Below are 14773 nucleotides of genomic sequence, written 5' to 3' on the forward strand. Positions count from 1 at the left end.
AAATCATGAACGACAGATACCAGACACCGCTTGCAGAACGTTATGCAAGCAAGGAAATGCAGTACATTTTTTCACCGGATATGAAATTTAAGACATGGAGAAGACTTTGGATTGCACTTGCCGAAACAGAAAAGGAATTAGGACTTGATATTACAGACGAGCAGATTGCTGAATTAAAGGCACATAAAGACGATATCAACTACGAAGATGCCAAGAAGCGTGAAAAGGAAGTACGCCACGATGTAATGTCACACGTTTACGCATATGGTTTACAGTGTCCGAAAGCAAAGGGCATTATCCATTTAGGCGCAACTTCATGTTACGTAGGCGATAACACCGACATTATTATTATGACAGAGGGCTTAAAGCTGGTTCGTAAAAAGTTAGTCAACGTTATCAACGAACTTTCAAAGTTTGCGGACAAGTATAAGGCACAGCCGACACTGGCATTTACACATTTCCAGCCTGCACAGCCGACCACTGTCGGTAAGAGAGCAACACTGTGGCTCAATGAACTGGTTATGGACTTAGAAGACCTCGACTACGTGCTTTCAACTATGAAGCTGCTCGGATGTAAGGGTACAACCGGAACACAGGCTTCTTTCTTAGAACTGTTTAACGGCGACCATGAAAAGATTAAGCAGATTGATAAAAAGATTGCACAGAAAATGGGCTTTGAATCATGTCATCCGGTATCAGGACAGACTTATTCAAGAAAAGTAGATACAAGAGTATTAAATATTCTTGCAGGCATTGCGGCAAGCGCACATAAGTTCTCTAACGATATCCGCTTATTACAGCATTTAAAGGAAATTGAAGAACCGTTTGAAAAATCACAGATTGGTTCATCAGCCATGGCTTATAAGAGAAATCCGATGAGAAGTGAAAGAATGGCATCTTTAGCAGATTATGTCATCTGTGATGCGTTAAATCCGGCAATCGTATCTTCTACACAGTGGTTTGAAAGAACACTGGACGATTCAGCCAACAAGAGATTATCCGTTCCGGAAGGATTTTTAGCAGTAGACGGTATCTTAGACCTTTACTTAAATGTTGTAGACGGACTGGTTGTATATGATAAGGTTATCAACAGAAGACTGATGTCAGAGCTTCCGTTCATGGCAACCGAAAATATCATGATGGACGCTGTAAAGGCAGGCGGCGACAGACAGGAACTGCACGAAAGAATCCGCGAGCTTTCTATGGAAGCAGGCAAGCGTGTAAAGCAGGAAGGCTTAGACAACAATCTGCTTGAATTAATCGCAGCAGATCCGATGTTTAACGTAACGCTTGAAGAATTACAGGCAAAATTAGACCCGATGAAGTATGTCGGACGTTCTAAGGAGCAGGTTGAAGAATACTTAGCAGAAGTGATTCAGCCGATTCTTGCTGCAAGCAAAGACGAGCTGGGCATGACAGCAGAGATTAACGTATAAAAAGAAAAAAGAAACAGCTGATAACGGCATTGTATATTGGTAGACAGCGATATACAGTGCCGTTATTTTTATGGTATAATGCAAGCGTGGATTTTTTAAATCGTAATTTAATTATTTAAGGGATGAATAATGAATAATAAGTCAATTATCAAAGGTTTTTTATTTCCGACATTGCTTCAGATAACTGTTGTTGCGGCACTGGTTGGGATCCTAAAAGCAAAAGGGTATGAATTGGGATACAATTCGTTTTTGGGAATGGTTTTTATTATATTTGGCGGTGTGTCATCTGCACTTTGGGGTGTATTTTATCAAATCAAATATAATGCTAAAAGACCGTTAAGTATATTAAAAGATTTTTTCGATATAAAGCAATCAATTAAAATCTATGCAGTAGTACTGGTATTTTTATTTATGGATTTTTGTTCTGTGATAGTAAGTAAAGGATTTAAAATAGAAAGTTTACTGATTCTGTTGGTTCTTTTCTTTAAGGCAATAGCATTTGGCGGAATAGAAGAAATAGGCTGGAGATATTCGTTTCAACCTTGCTTAGAGAAAAAGATTCCATATATTGCTGCAACGATTATTACTTTTTTGTGTTGGAGCATATGGCATTTCCTGTTCTTTTATATTGATGGCAGTATAGAAATTGTTAATGTTCCGTATTTCTTATTGGGATTATTAACAAACTGTTTTATTTTTTCGGCGTTGTTTGCATATTCAAATAGTTTGTGGATATGTGTAATGACACATGCCTTAATTAATACATTATCCCAAATTACTGTAAATGATAATGCACTTATAGGTAATATATTCAAAGTAGTATGTATATGTTTTGCGTGTTTTTTATTTCATGTATCAAAGAGGAAAAGAATATAAGTTATTGTATCCCCACAGATCGAAAGTTGTTTAATGGAGAATGTATGAAGAAGAGAATAACGCTTATTGTTTTTTCGGTGCTAATAATTGTTGCTTTATATGTGTTGTATTGTTTTAATTATATTCCACATAAAAAATATACAAATGCAGATTTCAATATAGAAGCTTACAAGAGCAATATTGATAAAGACAATGATGGTATAGATGACCAAACAGATATATTAAATAATGCAAATAATTACATAAAAACTAATCCAAAATATAAAAGCAAATATTACAATACAGGTTATCCAAATGATGAATATGGGGTTTGTACTGATGTAGTAGCTTTTGCTTTAAAAGATGCAGGATATGATTTGATGGAATTAGTAAATGAGGATATAAAAAACAATAAAGAATTATATGATATGGATGCCGTTGATAAAAATATAGATTTTAGAAGAGTTAAAAACTTAAAAGTATATTTCGATAATAATGCAATAAGTCTTACTACAGATATAAATGAAATAGAAGAATGGCAAGGTGGAGATATTGTTGTATTTAAAAAACATATAGGCATTATATCTGACAAGAGAAATCGAAAAGGTATATGTTTTGTTATCCATCATGCAAATCCATATCAAATATATTATGAAGAGGATATACTGGAACATCGTGATGATATCATAGGACATTATAGAATCAGTTAAACAACTTCCGGTTTGCAATGCAAAAGTTTTTAACAGCAATGATTATACAGAATGATTGTAAAACAATTATAAAGCCTTAAATATAACTAAAAACAGTTGTAAATTCAATCGTAAAAAAATACGATTGAATTTATGGCTGTTTTTGCGTATAATAAATATAACAAATTGGAAAGGAATAAATGGTATGCGTGAAACAAGGACAATAGAATTTAAAGAAACAATTACAAATACATTTTTAAAAACAGTAAGTGCCTTTTCAAATTACAATGGAGGGGAGATTTATTTTGGCATTGATGATAATGGGAATGTCAAGGGAATAGCAGATGTAAAACAATCCTGTCTTCATATAGAAAATAAAATTAACGACAGTATTTCGCCGCAACCGGATTATACACTTGAAATACAAAAAGACAGTACGATAAAGCTTACTGTAAAGAGTGGAATTCATAAGCCGTATTTATACAAGTCAAAGGCATATAAGAGAAATGATACTGCAACAATAGAGGTAGATACATTAGAATTTTCACGTCTTATATTGGAGGGCAAAAATATAAGATTTGAAGAATTACCATATAATGAACAGAAATTAACATTTGAAGTTTTGCATCAAAAATTAAAAGAAAGCATTCAGATTGAAACTTTTAATAAGGATACTTTAAAAATACTTAATTTATATGATAATAATAATGGATATAATAATGCAGCAGGACTTTTAGCGGATAGAAATCATTTTCCCGGCATTGATATTGTAAAGTTTGGTCAAAATATCAGTGTTATTCAAAAAAGGGCAACGATTGAAAATATATCCATATTAGAGGTATATGATAAAGCAATAGATATGTTCAGAGATTATTATCAATACGAAATAATAGAGGGGGCAGAGAGGAAAAATGTAGAAAAAATACCGGAAGCAGCTTTTCGTGAAGCGATTGCAAATGCTTTAATTCATAGAGCGTGGGATATAGAATCACAAATAAGAGTTCTGATGTTTGATGACAGAATTGAGGTTATTTCGCCCGGAGGTCTGCCATCAGGAATAACAGAAGATGAATACTTATCAGGTAAAATTTCTGTTTTAAGAAACAGGAATCTTGCAAATGTATTTTATAGGCTTGGGTTTGTTGAGATTTTTGGAACCGGAATTACAAGAATAAAGCAATTATATGAAAGTGCATTAAGAAAACCTGATTTTGAAGTATTAGAAAATACGATTCGGATTATGCTTCCTGTTTTTGAAGAAAATATAAATTTAACGGAAGATGAAAAGCAGGTGTATGCGCTGTTAAGCACGACAATGCTCAAGCCTATCAGTGAAATAGCACCCTATACACCATTTGGTAAATCAAAAACAACACAGTTATTGAAAGAAATGAGCAAAAAGGGAGTGGTAGAGGTTAAAGGAAAGGGCAGAGGCACAAAGTATATAATAAAACGTATGAATTAATACAAATGATTTTTATTTGCTGCAAAATTAGTATCAGAATACCTGTTTTATGTTTTCTGACGGGGACAAAATACAATGAAAATAAGTGAACATATGGATTGTGATATTTGAATTTAGGGAGGATATTGACTGATGAAAATACGTATTATTGGTTGCAGTGGTTCTGGAAAAACCTATTTAGCAAATGCACTTTCAAAGAAGTATAATATTTCTCATTTCGACTTAGACGATATTCAATGGGATAACAACGCCAAAGAATATGGAAAAAAGAGACCGCTTGATGAACGAAAAGCGTTATTACAAGAAATATTATATAATAATGATGAGTGGATAATTGAGGGGGTATATTATGCCTGGGTACAGCAAAGTTTTGATGAAGCTGATAAAATATATGTTTTAGATATGCCTGGTTATTTATATAAAAGTAGAATTATTATGCGCTTTATAAAAAGAAAATTGGGGCTACAAAAAGGGAAAAAAGAAACTTTGAAATCGGTCTATAACCTTTTGAAATGGACTGAAACTTTTCAGAATAAAAATTTGAAAGAAATAAGAAGTATTTTAGATAGATATGACAATAAAGTTGTATGGTTATCAGGAAAAAAGGATGTAGAGAAAATAATAAAGGCGGTATGATAACTCCCAAGTTGGCGCAGTTGAGGCAGAATGTTTTCCGCCTGCGGAAGCAGCAACAGAAAAGGAATTTGTTGAAAGGGTAAAATACTACGGAAAGCATTTTGGACTTATGTATGAAAATGTGGCTATGCACAATGAAAAACGGTGTGTGGCAGATGATTTTTCTGAGAAAGGTACATAAAATGAAAATAATATTGATAATTTTTGCGGTCATTGTATTATTTGTGATAGTATCTTTTGTCCGCCATAAAGTGTGCAGTGCAAAGGAGAGGAACTTGCTGACTCCTTTGGGCGAACTTGTAGAAGTCAACGGTCACAACATGAGTGTATATACGGAGGGCGACGGTGACAAAACATTTGTATTTATGTCAGGAAGCGGAACATGCTCGCCTATATTGGATTTTAAGTCACTGTATTCGCTGTTGAGCAATGAGTACAAAATTGCAGTAGTGGAAAAATTCGGCTATGGTTTCAGTGATGTGGTAGATAAAAACAGGGATATTGATACAATATTGAGCGAAACCAGAATGGCACTTGATAAGGCAGGAATAGAACCGCCGTATGTGCTTTGCCCACATTCAATGTCCGGATTAGAAGCTTTATACTGGGCTCAGAAGTATCCGGAAGAAGTTGAAGCTATTGTCGGTTTGGATATGGCTGTGCCGGACTATTATGATGAAATGAACATCAATATTCCTATAATGAGATTAGGACAGTATTGCGCCGGATTGGGAATTACAAGATGGATACCAAGCCTTGCGGAAAGTAATGCCATCAAATCGGGAACGCTCTCTCAAAAGGAAAAAGAAATTTACAGGGCTATATTTTACCAAAAAACCGCAACTGTAACGATGATTGACGAAGCAAAAGCGGTAAAAAAGAATGCGGGTGTTGTAAAGGAAAAGGGCATCCCACAAGTGCCGATGTTATTGTTTATCTCTGACGGTTCCGGTGGAACAGGTTTTACAAAAGAAAAGTGGAGAAGTATTCCTAAAGAATATATTTCAAACCACAACAACGCAAGTTGTATTGAACTGGACTGTCCTCATTATATTCACGACTACGAATATCAAAGAATAAGTGAAGAAATCAGAAGCTTCATCCGGTGAATTAATAAGGCAATGAGTAAGACCGCTTGTGGTTGATACGGAATGCTCGCAAATTCATTATTTGTCAAATTGGGAAATTAAAAATTAGGGGAAATTGATAATGACAATAGAAGAAATTTTTAGTGATTTATATGATAAATATGATGAAGATTTTAACTGGTATATGATTCCATTAACACAGGCTGACGGAGTATTTGTTACTGAATTGAAAAATGAAATCGGGGAAGACCACTTCTTATATGACAAAAGAATTTGGGCAGCAGCAAAGTGTGAATCTAATGATGATGTGTTATATGTTATTGACAACGGAAGAAATGCGGACAGCTACTATATTTTCCATTTGACTTACTCAAAGCATAATCCTGCCGGATTTCCGCGATATGAAGAATTAAAAGATGTATATGCAGTAAAGGCATTTATTGAGCAGTCCATAAAAACAAAGCAGGAGTTTGCGGATTTATAGTATGTAAAACAATTTTGACACCCGGAAAACACAGATGTCAATACACTTTGATAGCAAAAATATTACTTTGTCTTAAAGATTGAAAAGGTAAAAAAAGATAATGATGTCCAGAGCTATAAAGAAATTGTTGCATTTTCTGAGGGAAAACTTTTGGATGATATTCAAAAGCAATGTGAGATAGGAAAACGTCCATATCAGAAAAATCTTTTAGTTATAGGTAGTATGCTGATAACATTAGCTGTCTGTGTATTAATTGGCTTTCTGATGCACGTCTTTTTGAATTAATAGTGATATTGCGTTTTAAAATTCAGAAGGTCAATTCTAAAATGAGGTTATATACAGCCGCAAATTCAATTGCAAAAAAATACGATTGAATTTACGGCTGTTTTTACATATAATAATTATAATTAATTGGGAAAAATTAAAATTATGTGTGAAACGAGGGGAATAAGTAATAGAATTTGAAGAATTACGATGTGATAAGCAGAAATTAACATTTAATGGTTTAAAATCGGCAATTAGTTATATGCCGACAGCTCCGTATGAATTACCCTGTGAGGGAGCAAAAGAGATGTTGTTGGTAGATGAAGTTGATAATAAGGAATTTTTGACAGGCTTGTTTCATGCAATGTATGATGAACTGCCAGCCCCAAAACCGAAAAAGAAGAAATAGACAACTTAACAATTTGTAAAAGAGCATTTCGTTAGATTTTATAGGGGGGAATATTTATGCTAATGAATTATGATGAAAGCATCCGTGCCTGTCAGCATATTGACGGTTGGAAATTTGTAACGAGTTTTTCTGTTGGAGGTTTTGAATGGCTTGGGTTTTCTAAGAAAATTTCAAATAAAATGATTATCATTTCTTCTCAAAAAACTACTATTCTGGATTGTGACAATGGAAAAATTGAAAATTGTATGATTGATTATGATGAAGAAGAACTTATTGCAATTTGTGATAAATTACCGGACGAACAGATTTTAATAGCAGGAGAATACGGTGGAAACTTACCTGATACAACAAATAAGGGCGAAAGGGTTCTTATTCAGAAAACAAAAGAGTATATTACGACTATAACTTTTATTCCTGGTCAAAGTGATGAAATAAAAGTTTATGAAAATTATGGTGCATACATCTGTGGATTTAGCTACGATGGAAAGTATTTTGTTATTGCAAATGATGGAGGAATTATTGTTATAAAGAGATGCTGCTAACTTTTCAATTAGTATGTTAATATAATTTTGGCACTGCCATTCACGGTAGGCGGTTTAGTCGATACCTTCGAGAGGAGGTGAGACTATGGTGACTTATTCAGATATGTTTACATATACATTAGTATTATGTGCAGTTGCAACGCTTGTTGCTTCCATTTGTAATAAAAAACCAAAAAAATAACCGCCCCCAGCCACGGTAACGGTTATTTTTAATAACTTGTATCCTAAAGGCTAAACCGTCTATCGACAGTGCCTTTTTATATATTCATATTACTCTATTTCCATATTTATGTCAAATTTATATTGAAAATCCGTTTTGCAACTTTTACAGCAAAAACATTTAGACAGCGGCAACACCAAAATGCTATAATAAAAGCACATATTATAATGGTAATAATGGGGAGAAAGAAAACATGGACAGAGAAGTAGACGCAATGGGCTACGGGATTTGTATATTTTCCGCAGATACCGTACAGGACTTTTTGAAACGTGAAAAAATTCGGAAAAGAAAGCTGTTAAGTCTTTTACAAAAGGATAAGGAACTTTATTTGTCTACGCAGAAAGAGGGCATTTTAATCCCGTTAGTAGGAATTAATGCGTATAATTACGCAATCCGGCTCGAAGGACGGGACGAGCCGTTTGACGACCGGTGGACACAAAAGATTGACTATGACGGATTTAATCTGGAAATTAAAGACGGGCTGTGGATTTCCAATATCCGGCAGCTTGAGCCTTTTGAGCCGAAAATATATCATGAAAAGGAAGAAGAATTTTATACCACGCCGGGACAGTTTGAACCGGTGGAGCGGTACCGCTCGCCATGGGAACGGTGGTATAAGGCGGAAACGGGAAAGGGAGAGCTTGTTAAAATTTATACAGATATCAAATATGATGTCCCTGCCGGAAAATATCTGCTGTCTATCAAAGGTTATGTCCGAAAGGAAAAACAGAAGTACCCTGTTCCGAATTGTGGCTTTTATCTTTCGCTGACGAAAGTGGAAGCATTTGAAGGCTTTAAAAATCCACGGGAAGCAGATGAGTACAATTTTAATATAGGAAGCATGGAGTAAGGCGCACATATAATTTGCACAGAGAGAAGGGAAAATATGATATTTAAAACAGCAGGTGACAAATCAAAACCGGTAATATTATTTTTTCATGCAATGGGAGTGACGGGTGACAGCAGTATGCCGGTAGCAGAGTGTCTGGAACAGAAATATTACTGCATTATGCCGACTTCGACAGTATATTGTGCCGGACAAAAATATCGCAGTAAAACAGATGAAATACAGCAGATAATGACATTTTTAAAAGAACAGGGAATCCGTGAGATAGAACTTGTGGTGGCTTCCTCAATCGGCGCAGACCTTGCAATGGCATTTCTAACCAATACACAGATACCCGTAAAACATGTCTTTTTTGACGGCGGGCAGTTTGCACAGATTGGAAAGACATTGAGAAAGATAATGGTTCCGTTCATATATCTGGCAATAAAAAGCATTTACCGGTCAAAAGGAAAAACATTAAAAAAAATTATGTGGTGCGATGATGATACTATAAAACCGTATTTTACAGAAGCAGGCAGGAATATAACATATGGGAATTTAAAAAGACAGCTGCAAAGCCCCCTGTTTCTGCGGGTTTGCAGAAAAAATAAAAAAATCTCAAAAAAAGTTGAAAAAAGTGCTTGACATTTACGCGATTATCGTATTATAATAACCAAGTCAGTTCACGAGAGAACAAAAACAACACAGCGCAAGCGGGTGCAGCGATTGTTCATCATGAATTTGAATATGGGATCTTAGCTCAGCTGGGAGAGCATCTGCCTTACAAGCAGAGGGTCATAGGTTCGAGCCCTATAGGTCCCATACATGAAAAGAATATGGCGAGATAGCTCAGTTGGCTAGAGCACACGGTTCATACCCGTGGTGTCGGGAGTTCGAGTCTCCCTCTCGCTACTACATGGACACCTTGAACAAAGGTGTCTTTTTTGCATATACAGGGAAAAATACTGTAAAACACTGCCGAAGCGGAAATATTTTCACTTGTACAATTCATAGAATAATGGTATTCTTTTACGGGAAAATAAAATGATAGAAGTCAGAAAGGAGAATGAAAATGCGCGTTGGAATGGGGTATGATGTACACAGACTGGTGGAAGACAGAAAGCTGATTATAGGCGGAGTGGAAATTCCGTATGAAAAAGGTCTGCTGGGACATTCTGATGCGGATGTCCTGCTTCATGCGATTATGGATGCACTGCTCGGTGCGGCAGCGCTTGGAGATATTGGAAAGCATTTTCCGGACAACGATGACAGATATAAAGGCATTTCCAGTCTGGAACTGTTAAGACAGGTTGGAAAGCTTTTAGATGAAAAGAATTATGTCATTGAAAATATTGATGCAACGATTATTGCGCAGAAGCCGAAAATGCGTCCGTATATCGATGAAATGCGCAAAAATATTGCAGACACCTTAAAGCTTGACATCGACCGTGTCAATGTAAAGGCAACGACCGAGGAAGGACTTGGTTTTACCGGTACGGGAGAGGGCATTTCTTCCCAGGCGGTTTGCAGCTTAAATGACGTAACCAATTATATCTATGGCGATTCGGATATGACAAATTGTTGTGGCGGATGTGGCGGTTGTTCCGTAAAATAAAGTAACAGCAATCAGACATTGAGGAGTAGACATGGAGTTTTTTAAATATGTAAAACAGGAAATTGCAGTCATAAAGGACAGGGACCCGGCAATAAAATCAACGATGGAAGTGTTTTTATATCCGAGTTTCCATGCAATTTTAAAATATCGCAAGGCACATAAACTGTACCTGAAAAAGCACTATTACCGCGCACGCCGCATTTCGCAGAAAACGGCAAGAAAGACCGGTATCGAGATTCATCCGGGCGCCCAGATTGGTGAAGGTCTGTTTATCGACCACGGACATGGCGTGGTTATCGGTGAAACAGCCATTATCGGGGATAATGTAACACTGTATCAGGGGGTAACGCTTGGCGGAACCGGAAAAGAAAGCGGCAAGCGCCACCCGACAGTGGGGAATAACGTATTAATCGGTGCGGGAGCAAAGGTGCTTGGTTCATTTACAATCGGAGATAACTGTAAAATCGGCGCCGGTTCGGTTGTTCTTGAAAATGTGCCGCCGAATTCAACGGTTGTCGGTGTACCGGGTAAAATCGTCATTCAAAATGATGTACGTGTCAATGACGATTTAGACCAGGTGCATCTGCCGGACCCGGTACAGACGGAAATGGACGATTTAAAGAGTGAAAATGCACGCCTTCGGGTACGTCTTGATAAATTAGAGAAGGCATTGGAAAGTGTGACCAATCCATAAATTTAAGATTGTTCACACAACTATTTGTGCCGTAGACGCCACAAATAGATTTATCGCAGGGTTGAATGGAATTCAGCCCGCGTACCGCCGACACAAAGCGTCTACGGAAAAGAGGAGCAATAATGAAAATTTATAATACACTGACAAGAAAAAAAGAAGAATTTCAGCCGCTTGAAGAAGGCAAGGTAAAGATGTATGTCTGCGGACCGACCGTATACAACCTGATTCATATCGGAAATGCAAGACCGATGATCTGCTTTGATACGGTAAGAAGATATCTGGAATATAAGGGGTATGATGTCAATTACGTATCCAACTTTACGGATGTGGATGATAAGATTATTAAAAAGGCCAATGAAGAAGGTGTATCTGCCGAAGAAATTTCACAGCGTTATATCGCAGAGTGCAAAAAGGATATGGAAGGTATGAATATCAAGCCTGCCACAACACATCCGCTTGCAACACAGGAAATCGGCGGCATGATTGACATGATTCAGACATTGATTGACAAAGGCTATGCCTACAATGTCAACGGTACGGTTTATTACCGCACCAGAAAGTTTGAGGGCTACGGAAAGCTTTCAAAGAAGAATATTGATGATCTGGAAGCCGGACACAGAGATATCAAGGTTGCCGGAGAATCCGAAAAGGAAGACCCGTTAGACTTCGTATTGTGGAAGCCGAAAAAAGAAGGCGAGCCTTACTGGGAATCACCGTGGAGTGAGGGAAGACCGGGCTGGCATATTGAGTGTTCTGTCATGTCTAAGAAGTATCTGGCAGACGAGATTGATATTCATGCGGGCGGTGAGGATTTGATTTTTCCACACCATGAAAATGAAATTGCCCAGTCAGAAGCTGCAAACGGCGTACCATTTGCAAAATACTGGATGCATAACGCATTTTTAAATATTGACAATAAGAAGATGTCCAAATCCCTCGGTAACTTCTTTACCGTAAGAGATATCAGCAAAGAATATGATTTACAGGTACTGCGTTTCTTTATGTTAAGCGCACATTACAGAAATCCGATTAATTTCAGCCATGACCTGATGGAATCTGCAAAGAACGGTCTGGATAGAATCGTGACGGCAGTCGGCAATCTGACACACCTTGTGGAAAATGCACAGGCTGGTGCAATGACAGATGAAGAAAAGGCACTGCTTGAAAAGACTGCGGAAATGACGGCGAAATTTGAAGCAGCAATGGAAGATGATTTTAATACGGCAGATGCGATTGCAGCTGTATTTGAACTTGTTAAATTTGCAAATTCTAATTCATCGGCAGGTAATACCGCAGAATATCTCAATGCGTTAAAGGCAAAGATTACAGCTTTGACAGATGTACTGGGACTTATAACGGAAAAAGAAGCGGAGATGTTAGATGAAGAAATCGAAAATCTGATTGCACAGCGTCAGCAGGCAAGAAAAGACAGAGATTTTGCAAAAGCAGATGAAATCAGGGATACTCTTTTAGCAAAGGGCATTGTGTTAGAAGATACAAGAGAAGGCGTAAGATGGAAAAGAGCTTAAATTTTGAAGAAAATCTGACACGGAATATCTGGCAGAATTTAGAGCTTGCACAGGTAGAACCACGGCAGTTATCACCCCTGGTGCTTGCTTATATCGGCGACAGCATTTACGACCTTGTGATCCGCACCTATTTAATCAGCCTTGGCAACATGCCGGTCAACAAAATCAACCGGCATGCGTGCAGGCTGGTCAAGGCGGAAACGCAGTCTAAACTGATTGGCATCCTTGAAGAACAGCTGACGGAAAATGAATTGTCAGTCTATAAAAGGGGCAGAAATGCAAAGTCGTATACTTCTGCCAAAAACGCGACAATCGGTGATTACAGACGTGCAACCGGTTTTGAAGCCTTAATGGGATATCTGTATCTGGACGGGCAGTACGACCGCCTGACAAAGCTGGTACATACAGGTCTAGAGGCAATTGGGGAATGGGAACACCATAGAATGGAGAAAAAATGAGATATAAAGAATTTATTATAGAGGGCAGAAATGCCGTGCTGGAGGCATTCCGCGCAGGAAAGACCATTGACAAGCTGTTTGTGTTAGACGGCTGTCAGGACGGTCCTGTAAAAAGTATTTTGCGGGAAGCCAAAAAGACGGATACCATTATCAATTTTGTGGATAAAGAACGGCTGGACAGACTGGCAAACAGCGGACATCACCAGGGCGTTGTTGCGCAGGCGGCAGCATATGAATATGCGGAAGTCGAAGATATTTTAAATGCAGCAAAGGAAAAGGGTGAAGCCCCTTTTATTTTTATTCTGGACGAGATTGAAGACCCGCACAATCTGGGGGCAATTATCCGTACTGCAAACCTTTGCGGGGCACACGGTGTTATTATTCCGAAGCGCCGTGCCGTGGGACTTACGGCGACCGTAGCAAAAACCTCTGCCGGAGCGGTTAACTATACACCTGTGGCAAAAGTAACCAACATTGCAAAGACCATTGAAGAACTGAAAAAAGAAGGCATGTGGTTTGTGTGTGCCGATATGGACGGACAGACGATGTATGATTTAAACCTTACAGGACCGATTGGACTGGTTATCGGTAATGAAGGTGCGGGAGTGAGCCGTCTTGTAAAAGAAAAATGTGATTTTACGGCATCAATTCCGATGAAGGGCGATATTGATTCGCTGAATGCTTCCGTAGCGGCAGGTGTGCTGGCATATGAGATTGTGCGCCAGCGTTTAAAGGCATAGGAAAAACAGATACTGGCGGAAAAGGTGTAAGCGGATAAAGTCGGATGCCGCTCTGTGTGAAAACGCTTAAATAAAGCGTATTGGGGAGAATAAAACATGGATTTGAAACAGTGCAGTGATGAAGAATTGATTGTACGGTACCGCGATGGAGATACAGATGCAATGGATTTTATATTTGAACGGTATAAACATCTGGTACGTAAAAAAGCAAAAGCCATGTTTTTAGCCGGCGGTGATAATGACGATTTGATTCAGGAAGGCATGATTGGGCTATATAAGGCAATCCGGGATTATAATACAGACCGGGAGGCTTCTTTTGCGACCTTTGCAAGTATGTGCATCAATCGTCAGATGATTACGGCGGTGGCGGCATCAAACCGTAAAAAAAATATGCCGCTGAATACCTATGTTTCATATGATATGCCGGCCGGCGGTGATGAAGACAGTGATATGCGTCTTGTTGATATTCTGCAGTCGCAGACAGAGCTAAATCCTGAAAAACTGCTGATAGACAAAGAACATAACCGGGACTTAAAGAGCCGTTTAAAAGAAGTACTGAGTACCTTTGAACAGCAGGTGCTGACTTATTATCTGGAAGGAATGGACTATACAGCAATTGCAAAAAAAATGCAGAAGCCGCCGAAGTCAGTTGATAATGCCCTGCAACGGATACGCAGTAAAGCGGCCCGTCTGACTTTAGAAAATTAAGTGATTGATGTTTAGCGGAAAAAGTAATATGCTGTTTATAGATAAAAAGTATTGTATGGCGGTGACGGATTTATAGGGGAATTAAGTGCAATGTGATACGGAATGACTGCGCCGC

Annotated in this window: 16 protein-coding genes, 2 tRNA genes and 1 pseudogene; all 19 read left to right on the forward strand. The window is 37.9% G+C overall.

Translation table 11 applies throughout. From position 1 onward, the window contains the following. The first annotated feature begins 5 nt into the window (after positions 1-5). The 19 genes and pseudogenes from purB to sigH all read left to right on the forward strand — a co-directional run bounded on the left by purB (position 6) and on the right by sigH (position 14658). On the forward strand, positions 6-1436 hold the full coding sequence (gene purB, locus LI288_RS00365) for an adenylosuccinate lyase (protein ID WP_022431478.1): 1431 nt from the start codon (positions 6-8) through the stop codon (positions 1434-1436). 129 nt (positions 1437-1565) lie between these two features. After that, the gene (locus LI288_RS00370) at positions 1566-2312 is read left to right on the forward strand and encodes a CPBP family intramembrane glutamic endopeptidase (RefSeq protein ID WP_227089077.1); all 747 of its coding nucleotides are present in this window, start codon (positions 1566-1568) and stop codon (positions 2310-2312) included. A gap of 44 nt (positions 2313-2356) precedes the next feature. Next, positions 2357-3001: a DUF1287 domain-containing protein gene (locus LI288_RS00375; protein ID WP_227089078.1), complete on the forward strand. Its 645-nt coding sequence runs from the start codon at positions 2357-2359 to the stop codon at positions 2999-3001. A 184-nt stretch (positions 3002-3185) separates the two neighbouring features. Next, positions 3186-4445: an ATP-binding protein gene (locus tag LI288_RS00380; protein WP_227089079.1), complete on the forward strand. Its 1260-nt coding sequence runs from the start codon at positions 3186-3188 to the stop codon at positions 4443-4445. Positions 4446-4577: 132 nt separating this feature from the next. Beyond that, positions 4578-5081 carry an AAA family ATPase gene (locus tag LI288_RS00385; RefSeq protein ID WP_227089080.1) on the forward strand — a complete coding sequence of 168 codons (504 nt, stop codon included), beginning with the start codon at positions 4578-4580 and terminating at the stop codon, positions 5079-5081. A gap of 275 nt (positions 5082-5356) precedes the next feature. Beyond that, on the forward strand, positions 5357-6190 hold the full coding sequence (locus LI288_RS00390) for an alpha/beta hydrolase (RefSeq protein WP_227089081.1): 834 nt from the start codon (positions 5357-5359) through the stop codon (positions 6188-6190). 100 nt (positions 6191-6290) lie between these two features. Continuing rightward, entirely contained in the window at positions 6291-6653 is a 363-nt protein-coding gene (locus LI288_RS00395) for a hypothetical protein (RefSeq protein WP_227089082.1), read from the forward strand. Between the two features lie 505 nt (positions 6654-7158). Continuing rightward, positions 7159-7326: pseudogene (locus LI288_RS00400) on the forward strand (TfoX/Sxy family protein); the annotation flags it as partial. A gap of 62 nt (positions 7327-7388) precedes the next feature. Then, positions 7389-7868, forward strand: a complete 480-nt coding sequence (locus tag LI288_RS00405) for a hypothetical protein (protein WP_227089083.1) — start codon at positions 7389-7391, stop codon at positions 7866-7868. Between the two features lie 413 nt (positions 7869-8281). Next, positions 8282-8938, forward strand: a complete 657-nt coding sequence (locus LI288_RS00410) for a hypothetical protein (protein WP_022433031.1) — start codon at positions 8282-8284, stop codon at positions 8936-8938. A 36-nt stretch (positions 8939-8974) separates the two neighbouring features. Then, positions 8975-9559 carry a hypothetical protein gene (locus LI288_RS00415; protein ID WP_227089084.1) on the forward strand — a complete coding sequence of 195 codons (585 nt, stop codon included), beginning with the start codon at positions 8975-8977 and terminating at the stop codon, positions 9557-9559. A 104-nt stretch (positions 9560-9663) separates the two neighbouring features. Beyond that, positions 9664-9736, forward strand: a tRNA-Val gene (locus LI288_RS00420). A 16-nt stretch (positions 9737-9752) separates the two neighbouring features. After that, a tRNA-Met gene (locus LI288_RS00425) sits at positions 9753-9826 on the forward strand. 160 nt (positions 9827-9986) lie between these two features. Beyond that, positions 9987-10529 carry a 2-C-methyl-D-erythritol 2,4-cyclodiphosphate synthase gene (ispF, locus tag LI288_RS00430; RefSeq protein WP_022433029.1) on the forward strand — a complete coding sequence of 181 codons (543 nt, stop codon included), beginning with the start codon at positions 9987-9989 and terminating at the stop codon, positions 10527-10529. Positions 10530-10560: 31 nt separating this feature from the next. Then, positions 10561-11223 (forward strand): serine O-acetyltransferase EpsC, encoded by a 663-nt coding sequence (gene epsC / locus LI288_RS00435; protein WP_022433028.1) that lies wholly within the window; start codon positions 10561-10563, stop codon positions 11221-11223. Positions 11224-11345: 122 nt separating this feature from the next. Continuing rightward, a complete protein-coding gene (cysS, locus tag LI288_RS00440) occupies positions 11346-12752 on the forward strand; it encodes a cysteine--tRNA ligase (protein ID WP_227089085.1) in 1407 nt (468 codons plus the stop codon). Further along, on the forward strand, positions 12737-13210 hold the full coding sequence (locus LI288_RS00445; RefSeq protein WP_022433026.1) for a Mini-ribonuclease 3: 474 nt from the start codon (positions 12737-12739) through the stop codon (positions 13208-13210). Before cysS ends, LI288_RS00445 begins: the two co-directional genes overlap by 16 nt. Further along, a complete protein-coding gene (rlmB, locus tag LI288_RS00450; protein WP_227089086.1) occupies positions 13207-13950 on the forward strand; it encodes a 23S rRNA (guanosine(2251)-2'-O)-methyltransferase RlmB in 744 nt (247 codons plus the stop codon). Before LI288_RS00445 ends, rlmB begins: the two co-directional genes overlap by 4 nt. 96 nt (positions 13951-14046) lie before the next feature. Further along, positions 14047-14658, forward strand: coding sequence for an RNA polymerase sporulation sigma factor SigH (sigH, locus tag LI288_RS00455; RefSeq protein WP_227089087.1), 612 nt, complete (start codon positions 14047-14049; stop codon positions 14656-14658). Positions 14659-14773 lie beyond the last annotated feature (115 nt).

Source organism: Lachnospira pectinoschiza (assembly GCF_020564355.1).
Classification (GTDB): domain Bacteria; phylum Bacillota; class Clostridia; order Lachnospirales; family Lachnospiraceae; genus Lachnospira; species Lachnospira intestinalis.

What these genes read in the sequence shown, in the direction of transcription:
- LI288_RS00405 (WP_227089083.1), top strand. Translation starts at nt 7,389, where the DNA reads ATGAATTATGATGAAAGCATCCGTGCCTGTCAGCATATTGACGGTTGG.
- sigH (WP_227089087.1), top strand. Translation starts at nt 14,047, where the DNA reads ATGGATTTGAAACAGTGCAGTGATGAAGAATTGATTGTACGGTACCGC.
- LI288_RS00370 (WP_227089077.1), top strand. Translation starts at nt 1,566, where the DNA reads ATGAATAATAAGTCAATTATCAAAGGTTTTTTATTTCCGACATTGCTT.
- purB (WP_022431478.1), top strand. Translation starts at nt 6, where the DNA reads ATGAACGACAGATACCAGACACCGCTTGCAGAACGTTATGCAAGCAAG.
- LI288_RS00445 (WP_022433026.1), top strand. Translation starts at nt 12,737, where the DNA reads ATGGAAAAGAGCTTAAATTTTGAAGAAAATCTGACACGGAATATCTGG.
- LI288_RS00380 (WP_227089079.1), top strand. Translation starts at nt 3,186, where the DNA reads ATGCGTGAAACAAGGACAATAGAATTTAAAGAAACAATTACAAATACA.
- ispF (WP_022433029.1), top strand. Translation starts at nt 9,987, where the DNA reads ATGCGCGTTGGAATGGGGTATGATGTACACAGACTGGTGGAAGACAGA.
- cysS (WP_227089085.1), top strand. Translation starts at nt 11,346, where the DNA reads ATGAAAATTTATAATACACTGACAAGAAAAAAAGAAGAATTTCAGCCG.
- rlmB (WP_227089086.1), top strand. Translation starts at nt 13,207, where the DNA reads ATGAGATATAAAGAATTTATTATAGAGGGCAGAAATGCCGTGCTGGAG.
- LI288_RS00375 (WP_227089078.1), top strand. Translation starts at nt 2,357, where the DNA reads ATGAAGAAGAGAATAACGCTTATTGTTTTTTCGGTGCTAATAATTGTT.
- epsC (WP_022433028.1), top strand. Translation starts at nt 10,561, where the DNA reads ATGGAGTTTTTTAAATATGTAAAACAGGAAATTGCAGTCATAAAGGAC.
- LI288_RS00395 (WP_227089082.1), top strand. Translation starts at nt 6,291, where the DNA reads ATGACAATAGAAGAAATTTTTAGTGATTTATATGATAAATATGATGAA.
- LI288_RS00410 (WP_022433031.1), top strand. Translation starts at nt 8,282, where the DNA reads ATGGACAGAGAAGTAGACGCAATGGGCTACGGGATTTGTATATTTTCC.
- LI288_RS00415 (WP_227089084.1), top strand. Translation starts at nt 8,975, where the DNA reads ATGATATTTAAAACAGCAGGTGACAAATCAAAACCGGTAATATTATTT.
- LI288_RS00385 (WP_227089080.1), top strand. Translation starts at nt 4,578, where the DNA reads ATGAAAATACGTATTATTGGTTGCAGTGGTTCTGGAAAAACCTATTTA.